The organism is Cytophagia bacterium CHB2 (assembly GCA_030263535.1).
Classification (GTDB): Bacteria; Zhuqueibacterota; Zhuqueibacteria; order Zhuqueibacterales; family Zhuqueibacteraceae; genus Coneutiohabitans.
The window spans coordinates 1-7989 of record SZPB01000364.1 but is presented as its reverse complement, the minus strand read 5'-3'; the positions used below and the strand labels follow the sequence as shown (position 1 = coordinate 7989).

The window sequence follows — 7989 nt, the reverse complement described above, 5'->3', positions numbered from 1 at the left end:
AGCCCCTCGCTGGCGCCGGTTCAACTCTATACGCCGACTTCCGCGCAAGGCGAGGAAACCGGCAACATCCTTTATCCCGATCGCATTGATTGGAGCTCGGACAACGCCGTTTTGATGTACGATGCGTTCAACATTTACGTCAATGCGAGCGGCGACACGACGAGTTACTGGGATATCAATTTATTGCGCGCCGCCGACGGCAAGATTAATCGCCTGTTCCCGCCGCAACGGCCCGGCGTCAACCTCGGCAATGCCGTGTTTGCCTCAAACACGGATAACATCATTGCCTTTGACTTTTTTGATGAAACCGGCGCCGTGAAAGCCATCGCCGTCAATCTCAACACCGGCGAACAAGGCGTGATCACCAATAACGGCAGCTCGCTGAGCAGCCCCTCGTTCTCGCGGAATGATCAGCGCGTGTATTATCACTATATTGAAAACAACACGGCTTCGGTTTGGTATGTCGATTTATTTCCCGACGGCCTGACCGGCAACGGCAACGATGCTCAAATTCTCAACGGCGGCGTTTATCCGGTGAGCTATACTGTTGGTCAGCGCCCGACCGACGTCGAGTCCAATGATCCGGTTTTACCGGCGGCTTTTGCGCTGGAGCAGAATTATCCCAATCCCTTTAATCCAGAGACGGCGATTCGCTACAGCTTGCCGGAGGCGGGCAATGTTACGCTTGCGATTTTCGATGTCAACGGCCGGCGGGTGGCAACGCTCGAATCCGGAATGAAGCCGGCAGGCGCACATGCCGTGCGCTGGAATGGGTTGGATGACGCCGGCAAGCGTGTCACCAGCGGCATTTATTTTTACCGGCTCACGGCAACCGCGGCAAACGGCAGCGTGCAGACGATGACGAAAAAGATGACCCTTTTGAAGTAGAAGCGAACTTTATTCTGTAAACGGATTCTTCGAATATCGCGGATAAAGCAAAGAGGCGATATCCGCATTATTCGTGCAATCCGCTTACCCAAAAAATTTCTACAATGAGGCATCACTTTTAACCTCGTGTTGACTGTGTTTTATTTTTGGCGTTTTTAACTTGGTTAAGTTTTCACATTTCTGAGGAGAATTCGTGATGAAGAAGTTGCTCAAAATTTTTGTGGGGATTCTGGCCGTACTGGTGATCTTGATTATCGGCGGCGTGCTTTATCTTACTCAGGGCTTGCCGAATGTCGGCGACGCGCCCGATCTTACTGTTGCCGCGACGCCGGAAGTCATTGCGCGCGGAGAATATCTGGCAAATCATGTGACGGTGTGTATTGACTGTCACTCGACGCGCGACTTTCGTTACTATTCCGGCCCGGTTACGCCCGGCACCGAGGGCAAGGGCGGCGAGGAAATGACGGAGACCATCGGCACATTGCGTGTACCCAACATCACGCCGGCAGCCATCGGAAATTGGAGCGACGGCGAGATTGCGCGCGCCATCACTGCCGGCGTCGACAAAAACGGCGAACCGCTTTTTCCGATGATGCCTTATCCGATTTACAACGAGCTGGGCGAAGAGGATGTTCACGCCATCGTCGCTTATTTGCGCACGCTGCCGCCGATCCAAAACGAAGTGGCGCGCACGCAGCTTAGCTTCCCCATGAATCTCATCGTGCGCACGATTCCCAAACCCTACACCCCCAAAACACGGCCGCCGGCTTCTGACACGCTCGCCTACGGCAAATATTTGAACACGGTTTCGGGTTGCCATTTCTGCCATACGCCGGTTGATGACAAAGGCCAGGCTTTGCCGGGCATGGATTTCGCCGGCGGACAGGAGTTCAAGTTTCCGGACGGCAAAGTCGTGCGCACGGCCAACATTACTCCAGAAATGGATACCGGCATCGGCGCATGGGATCGAGCCTATTTCGTCGGACGCTTTAAAGAATATGCCGACTCCGCGGCAGCTCACATTCCCGTACCGCAAGGCGGGGACAACACCGTGATGCCGTGGACAATGTACGCGGGCATGACGGAAGAAGATCTGAGCGCGATTTACAGCTATCTGCGCACGGTGAAGCCGGTGGTTAATCAAATTGAGCGCTACCCGGCGCCAGAAGCAAATGGCAAGTAGGAATGAGGTTGAAAAACTTGTTTGAAAAGCGGCGTGATCGCTTACAAATTCCGTCTTAGAAATAAGGCAAAGATTCAAACTGCGAAGGCGCAAAGAATGCGAAGGAAAGTAGGCAAAATTCTTCGCGGCCTTTGCGCCTTCGCGGTTCTTTTCGTTGCGGCTAGAGCCCTGTTACCTTAATTAGTTAGTAGGAGTATTCTCTCGAAATGTCAGGTGAATCTTGTGAAGTACTCGGCATCAGGCCTGGAACTTCACAAGATCCCCGCGGGATGACTGGGCGAAGATGGATATATGCCATAAGGCGCTCAAAGTTAGAATAAAATTCTGAAAGTTTATGGCAGAATGATTTGCCGGCAGAACGATTCAAAATAATTCGCCGATAAATCATCCTGCCAGAGTTTTTTCGGCGATGCTCGGCGACTTCGGCGCATTTCGGTGAAAAACTTTATCGCCGATGGTCACCGAGTTTCGCCGAACTGTTATTTGCTGCTTCGCAGAAGCTTTGATTTGCACCTTGTCTGCAAATCAGGGTGGTTTTTAAGGTAAAACGTGTGCTAACGTTTTGAGAGTGCGCAGCATAAACTAGAAAAATTTCTGAATTCTTAAATTTCCAACAGATTTGTGGGCAGGCAAGGGCGCAAGAAGATTTGCGCCTTTTTTATTTTAGAAGCTGGGCCAGGCAAGATTCGGCACACGAACATCGTGCGCGCTGGCAATTTGAAACGCCATTTCCATGCTCTGGGAATAATTCAGGCGCGGGTCGCAATAGGTTTGATAATTCGTGGCAAGATCATCTTCCACGATTTGCTCGGCGCCGCCCAGGCACTCGGTTACAGGCTCTCCGGTCAACTCGAAATGCACGCCGCCGAGGTGGCTCTCATTCCGGCGATGGATATCGAAACACTGCGCCAGCTCCGAGAGAATATCGCGAAAATCACGGGTTTTGACGCCGCGTGCGGTGGTTTTGGTGTTGCCGTGCATGGGATCACAACACCAAAGCACGCGGTATTTGTGCTTTTGCACCGCGCGAATCAGCGGCGGCAATAACTCTCCGATGGCATTTTTCCCTAAACGCGTAATCAAAGTCAAGCGCCCCCACTCATTTTGGGGATTGAGCGCGCGAATCAACGCAATCAACTCGTCCGGCGTGCAGCTCGTGCCGATCTTTACGCCAACAGGATTGGCGAGGCCGCGAAAATATTCCACATGCGCGCTGTCAAGCTGGCGTGTGCGATCGCCGATCCACAGCGTGTGCGCGCCAAGATTGTAGTAACGCTTGCGTTCCGGCAGATAATGCGTGAGCGCCTCTTCGTAAGCCAGTAACAAGCCTTCGTGTGAAATGAAAAAATCAACTCGACCCAACACCTCGGCTTTCACACCGCCCAACGCCTCCATGAATTGAATGCTGTCGAGAATGCGTTTGACCAGGCGGCGGTAATCCCGGCGGCGATCGCTTTTTGAAATGAACTCCAAATTCCAGTGATCGGGATGATGCAGGTCGGCGAATCCGCCTTCGATCAAAGCGCGGATATAATTGATCGTGGTTGCGGCGTGATAATAACTTTGCAACAATCGCTCGGGATCCGGAACACGGGTTTTGACGTTCGGCTCGAACGAATTGATGCTGTCGCCGCGAAAAACTTGTAAGCGCTGGCCGTTGCTGGTTTCATAGGCGGCCGAGCGCGGCTTGGCAAATTGCCCGGCAATGCGACCGATGCGCACCACCGGTTTGCGCAAGCCATAAATCAGCACCAAACTCATTTGCAGCAGGATTTTCAATTTATCGGCAATCGCGCGGCTGTTGAAATCTTGAAAGCGTTCGGCGCAATCGCCGCCTTGCAGCAGAAAGCGTTTGCCCTGTGCCGCGTCTTTGAGCAGGCGTTTGAGATAATCGACTTCTCCGGGAAAAACCAACGACGGATAAGAACGGAGCTGAGACAGGACTCGCTCCAGGTGTGCCGGATCGGGATAGGCGGGCTGCTGTGAGATGGGTTTTGTTCTCCAGCTCTCGGGCGTCCAGGGTGTCATCGATGAATTTTGTGCTCTATCTTTCCAACTATTTCGTTTCTTGATCACGCCAAGATAATACTTATGCTGGAAGCAGAATGTCAAGCAAGTTTTAGTAAACGCCGAGTATTGCTTGAACCCAAGAAATCACTTGAGTGATAGCCACTGGCTACTTATATTAGCGCCACATTAAAAAAATAGCCGTAGCATATCACCATTCGGAGCTTACGGACATGCTCGAAATCCTGCAAAAACGTACGATCTCAATAACCGAGCTTGAATCCAAAGCGGGCAAAATCGTTGCAGAGGCAAGACGATCTGGCAAGCCCTATCTGATTACACAAAACGGTAAGCCGATGGCCTTGCTTTTAGATGCTAAATCCTACCTTGATGAGCTTGCGACGGAAGCGCTTGCCCGCCAAATTGCAACAGGAGAAGCCGATATTGCGGCGGGTAAAGTTGAGGATCTAGAAGAAGTTTTGAAGGAGGTTCGGCGTGCTCGCACGGTATCGCGTTCGCGTCGCCAGGCGCGCCAAAATTGATCTTCTTGAAATATTGAACTACGTTGCCAGAGATAACCCCAGAGCAGCAGATAAGCTCGAACAGCGTTTTACCGGAAGTTTGAGTTCCCTCCAGCATTTTCCTGAGCGATTTTCGAAAATCCGTGAAAAATTTTATACCCGCTTCGTTTACCGGCATGCCCTTGTCAGCTCATATCGAATCATCTTTCGGATTTGGGGCAGAGATGTGTTAGTTGTGCGAATTATCCACCAGGCCAGACTCTTAAGAGAAAAAATGCTTGCCGATAAAGGGTAAAATGCTTGCGTTCACTCAAACATCAATTTGCCGTCTTGCATGATTGTTCTGTTGTCGATTGACACCGTCGGCTCGGTGATCAGGCCGCGTGCGACGATTTCGGTCAATTTCGCAGAGCCGAGACGGCGGCCAAAACCGAGATGAATCGTGCCCAGCGTTTTTTCATCCTCCAATTCGGATTGGCCGAGACGCGCAAATTCATTCATGCCAAAACCGATTTCCAAAACCGTGCGCGCCGTGCCGGTTTTGGATTTGACGACGCTGCTGTCAACCAACTCGGCTCCGCTGGTGCGCAAACGGCGGCGCAGCGCCATGGCCTCCTTCCCGCCGCGAATCATTTTGATCTTGCCGTCCATAACTTTTATGGTGATGATCGCCGAACTTGAGTTGCGCTCGCCGGCCACGCCGTTGAGAATGAGTTCGCCGTTAACTGTGTTCGAAATCGGCGCGATATAAGCGCGACCGGTCGGCATGCTCGTGCACATCAATCCGCTCTGCAGCGGTGTGGCTTCCAGCACGCCGCGGTGCTGGTGAATGGACATTTCCAGCGCGGCCCCGGCTTTGCTCGTCACTTTGATGGTTTTGCCGATGGTCAGAATGTCGGCGAGTTTACGACAGCGCTCGCGCAAGCGGCGCAAATCGGTGTTTACGCGGCGCAGCACGGCCGCCGCTTCCATCACCGGACAAATCACAATCCGGCTGCGTGTTTGTTGCCGCAGCCAATTGATGCTTGCCGTGTCCAACCGCGGCGCCAATACCAGAACCTTTTCTGCGGTGTTGATAAAATTGCGGGAGAGAAGAGAATGAAGGGTGCGCCGGTCATGATTGCCGGGCAATTCCAATACAAAAACATCAGTTTTGGCTTTTTCCGCTACTTTACGAAAAAGACCGGCCGCCGGCGCTTGATCGCGCGCCGCAACAATGAGCAACGCCTGCTTGGGTTCCAGCTCAAGGTAATCGAAGAGCGCAAGCTGCGCTGTTTTTTCCAGTCGATTCATCTACACCAAGAGTTTGCCGGCCTCCATGATCATGCGGCCATCGACATAAACCGTCGGCTGCAAGATTAGGCCATCGAGGTGACTCGATACAGCGACCGTACCGCCCATGGATTTGTTATCGCCAAGCGCGAAGTGAACGGTTCCCATGACTTTTTCATCTTCCAAAATCACGCCGGTAATTTGCGCTTGATCATTTGTGCCAATGCCAAGCTCGGCAAGGTTACGCCCGTCCGGCCCGACACCGTCCACCAGTTCATTCAATTTCTCTGCTTCACTGCCGCCTGTAATCTCAACGGCCATGCCGTCCCGGACGACGATATGAATGGTTTGCTGCAACTTGCCGATGCCGGCAACCGCGGCTTCAAAGACGATATATCCCTGCGCGCTGCCTTCCAGCGGCGCAAAGAAGGTTTCACCGGCGGGCAGATTGCCGGAGCTTCCCGTTTCATGATAGAGTCCGGTATCGGGTTTGGGATAACGATCGCCGCGCCGCAGCGTAAAGCTTGCGGCTGCGCGCGGCAATGGCTTGATAATCGGCGCTCAGGCAGCGGATCATCATGTCTTCGGTGATGCCCGGCAGCGTCGCGATGCGCGCGCCGCGAGCGCACGCCTGGCGCCGCGCTTCCGTGTGGGTGAGAGATTTGGTGGTGGGGCAAAGCACAACGCTGCTCGCGGCCATCAACGCGGCAATCGGCGCGGGCGGCTCTTCGCCGTTGCGCGAGCGGGGCGTCATCTCCGCGAGCATCGCCTCTGCGCCCAATTCTTTTGCGGCCTGCCACAACGCCACACCGATGTTGCGCTTGTTTTCATCGGTGATGATGGTGACGGTTTCACCCGCCCGCACATCCATGCAATCTTTCACTGCAATACGCGCGGCGGCAAACAGCTTTTCATTTAAGCGGGCCGCCTTCTGAGCCGGCGCGGGGGCAGACTTGACTTTTCTGGTAGCAGTTTTGCGCGCAGAAGTTTTGGGAGCCGCCGCCTTTTGCACAGCTTTTTTTGCAACGGTTTTCTTTACCGCTTTCTTCGCGGGTGATTTCATCGCTTTTTTCGTCGTTTTGCGTGTCGGCATGTTAACCTCTCTGCATAAAAATATGCGCAAACACTTTAGCATCGTCCAGCATGTTTTTCACTAGACAGGATTCGTCCGGGCTGTGCGCCGTATCCTCCATCGTGGACCACACCGCTGCCGGGATTCCGGCGCGGCGGAAACACGCGGCCACCGTGCCGCCGCCGATGCCCATGGGCTTGGGCCGCCTCCCGCGCAATTCGCGCACCGCATGCGCTATCGCTTTGACGACTGGCGCGTCCATCGAAGTCGGCGGCGCTGCTTGCTCGCCCTGTTGCGGGGTGATCGCAATCTTGACCCGGAATTTTCGTTCGGTTTCTTTCGCGATCGCGCGCACTGCTTTTAGGATGTCCGTCGTCTTGTATTCCGGCAAAATCCGGCAATCGAAATACATCACATCCTCGCCCGGAATCGTATTGATGTTCGGTACGTTCGCTTCGCGCTTGGTCGGCTCAAAGGTGGAAAACGGCGGCTGGAACATGGCATTCCGTTTTTTGAATTTTTGATAAAGCGATTCGAGACGATAAGCCAGATAATTTGCGGCTTTATGCGCGTTACGCCCCTTCTCCGGCTCCGAGCCGTGGCATTGCCGGCCCACCGTTTGAAAACGCAGCCACAAAATACTCTTCTCCGCCACTTCGATCATCGTGCCGTTTTGATTGCCGGCGTCCGGAATGATCATGAGATCATTTTTGCTAAAAAGCTCCGCATGATGATCGACGAGAAAATGCGCGCCGTAACGGCTGCCGGTTTCCTCATCGGCCACAAACAGTAACGCCACATCAAATTCGGGCGTCACCTGCAAATCGCGCAATGCCTTCATCGCACACACTGCGGAAACCAGGCCTTGTTGATTGTCTTCCACACCGCGGCCGATGAGCATGGCGCCACTCTCCGCGCGCTGCTCAACGCGCATCGTCCACGGATCTCCGCTCCACTTCGAGAGATCACCCGGCGGCACGACATCGACATGCGCCACAATGCAAATCGTGTGACGCGCGGAACGCCCGTTAAAGCGCGCGACGAGA

Annotated in this window: 7 protein-coding genes and 1 pseudogene; 4 read left to right on the top strand and 4 right to left on the bottom strand. The window is 53.8% G+C overall.

Annotated features, from left to right (window positions below; genetic code table 11):
* The coding region (locus FBQ85_24845) for a T9SS type A sorting domain-containing protein (protein ID MDL1878360.1) at positions 1-888 on the top strand (888 nt) is incomplete at its 5' end.
* A gap of 196 nt (positions 889-1084) precedes the next feature.
* The gene (locus tag FBQ85_24840; protein MDL1878359.1) at positions 1085-2071 is read left to right on the top strand and encodes a cytochrome c; all 987 of its coding nucleotides are present in this window, start codon (positions 1085-1087) and stop codon (positions 2069-2071) included.
* Between the two features lie 663 nt (positions 2072-2734).
* Here FBQ85_24840 and FBQ85_24835 read toward each other — a convergent pair.
* Positions 2735-4099 carry a 3-deoxy-7-phosphoheptulonate synthase class II gene (locus tag FBQ85_24835; protein MDL1878358.1) on the bottom strand — a complete coding sequence of 455 codons (1365 nt, stop codon included), beginning with the start codon at positions 4097-4099 and terminating at the stop codon, positions 2735-2737.
* Positions 4100-4311: 212 nt separating this feature from the next.
* On the opposite strand from FBQ85_24835, the gene FBQ85_24830 reads away from it, so the two are divergent.
* Together FBQ85_24830 and FBQ85_24825 are read left to right on the top strand one after the other, a co-directional pair.
* Positions 4312-4620: a type II toxin-antitoxin system Phd/YefM family antitoxin gene (locus tag FBQ85_24830; protein MDL1878357.1), complete on the top strand. Its 309-nt coding sequence runs from the start codon at positions 4312-4314 to the stop codon at positions 4618-4620.
* Complete coding sequence (locus tag FBQ85_24825) at positions 4574-4894, top strand: type II toxin-antitoxin system RelE/ParE family toxin (protein ID MDL1878356.1); 321 nt, start codon at positions 4574-4576, stop codon at positions 4892-4894. Before FBQ85_24830 ends, FBQ85_24825 begins: the two co-directional genes overlap by 47 nt.
* A gap of 11 nt (positions 4895-4905) precedes the next feature.
* On the opposite strand, the gene FBQ85_24820 is transcribed toward FBQ85_24825, so the two are convergent.
* From FBQ85_24820 to FBQ85_24810, 3 genes and pseudogenes are all read right to left on the bottom strand, one after another.
* Positions 4906-5892, bottom strand: a complete 987-nt coding sequence (locus FBQ85_24820) for a hypothetical protein (GenBank protein ID MDL1878355.1) — start codon at positions 5890-5892, stop codon at positions 4906-4908.
* Positions 5893-6742: pseudogene (locus FBQ85_24815) on the bottom strand (aminopeptidase).
* A 223-nt stretch (positions 6743-6965) separates the two neighbouring features.
* Positions 6966-7989: M20 family metallo-hydrolase (locus FBQ85_24810; protein ID MDL1878354.1), on the bottom strand; the 1024-nt coding region annotated here is incomplete at its 5' end.

What these genes read in the sequence shown, in the direction of transcription:
- FBQ85_24840 (MDL1878359.1), top strand. Translation starts at nt 1,085, where the DNA reads ATGAAGAAGTTGCTCAAAATTTTTGTGGGGATTCTGGCCGTACTGGTG.
- FBQ85_24835 (MDL1878358.1), bottom strand. Translation starts at nt 4,099, where the DNA reads ATGACACCCTGGACGCCCGAGAGCTGGAGAACAAAACCCATCTCACAG.
- FBQ85_24820 (MDL1878355.1), bottom strand. Translation starts at nt 5,892, where the DNA reads ATGAATCGACTGGAAAAAACAGCGCAGCTTGCGCTCTTCGATTACCTT.
- FBQ85_24830 (MDL1878357.1), top strand. Translation starts at nt 4,312, where the DNA reads ATGCTCGAAATCCTGCAAAAACGTACGATCTCAATAACCGAGCTTGAA.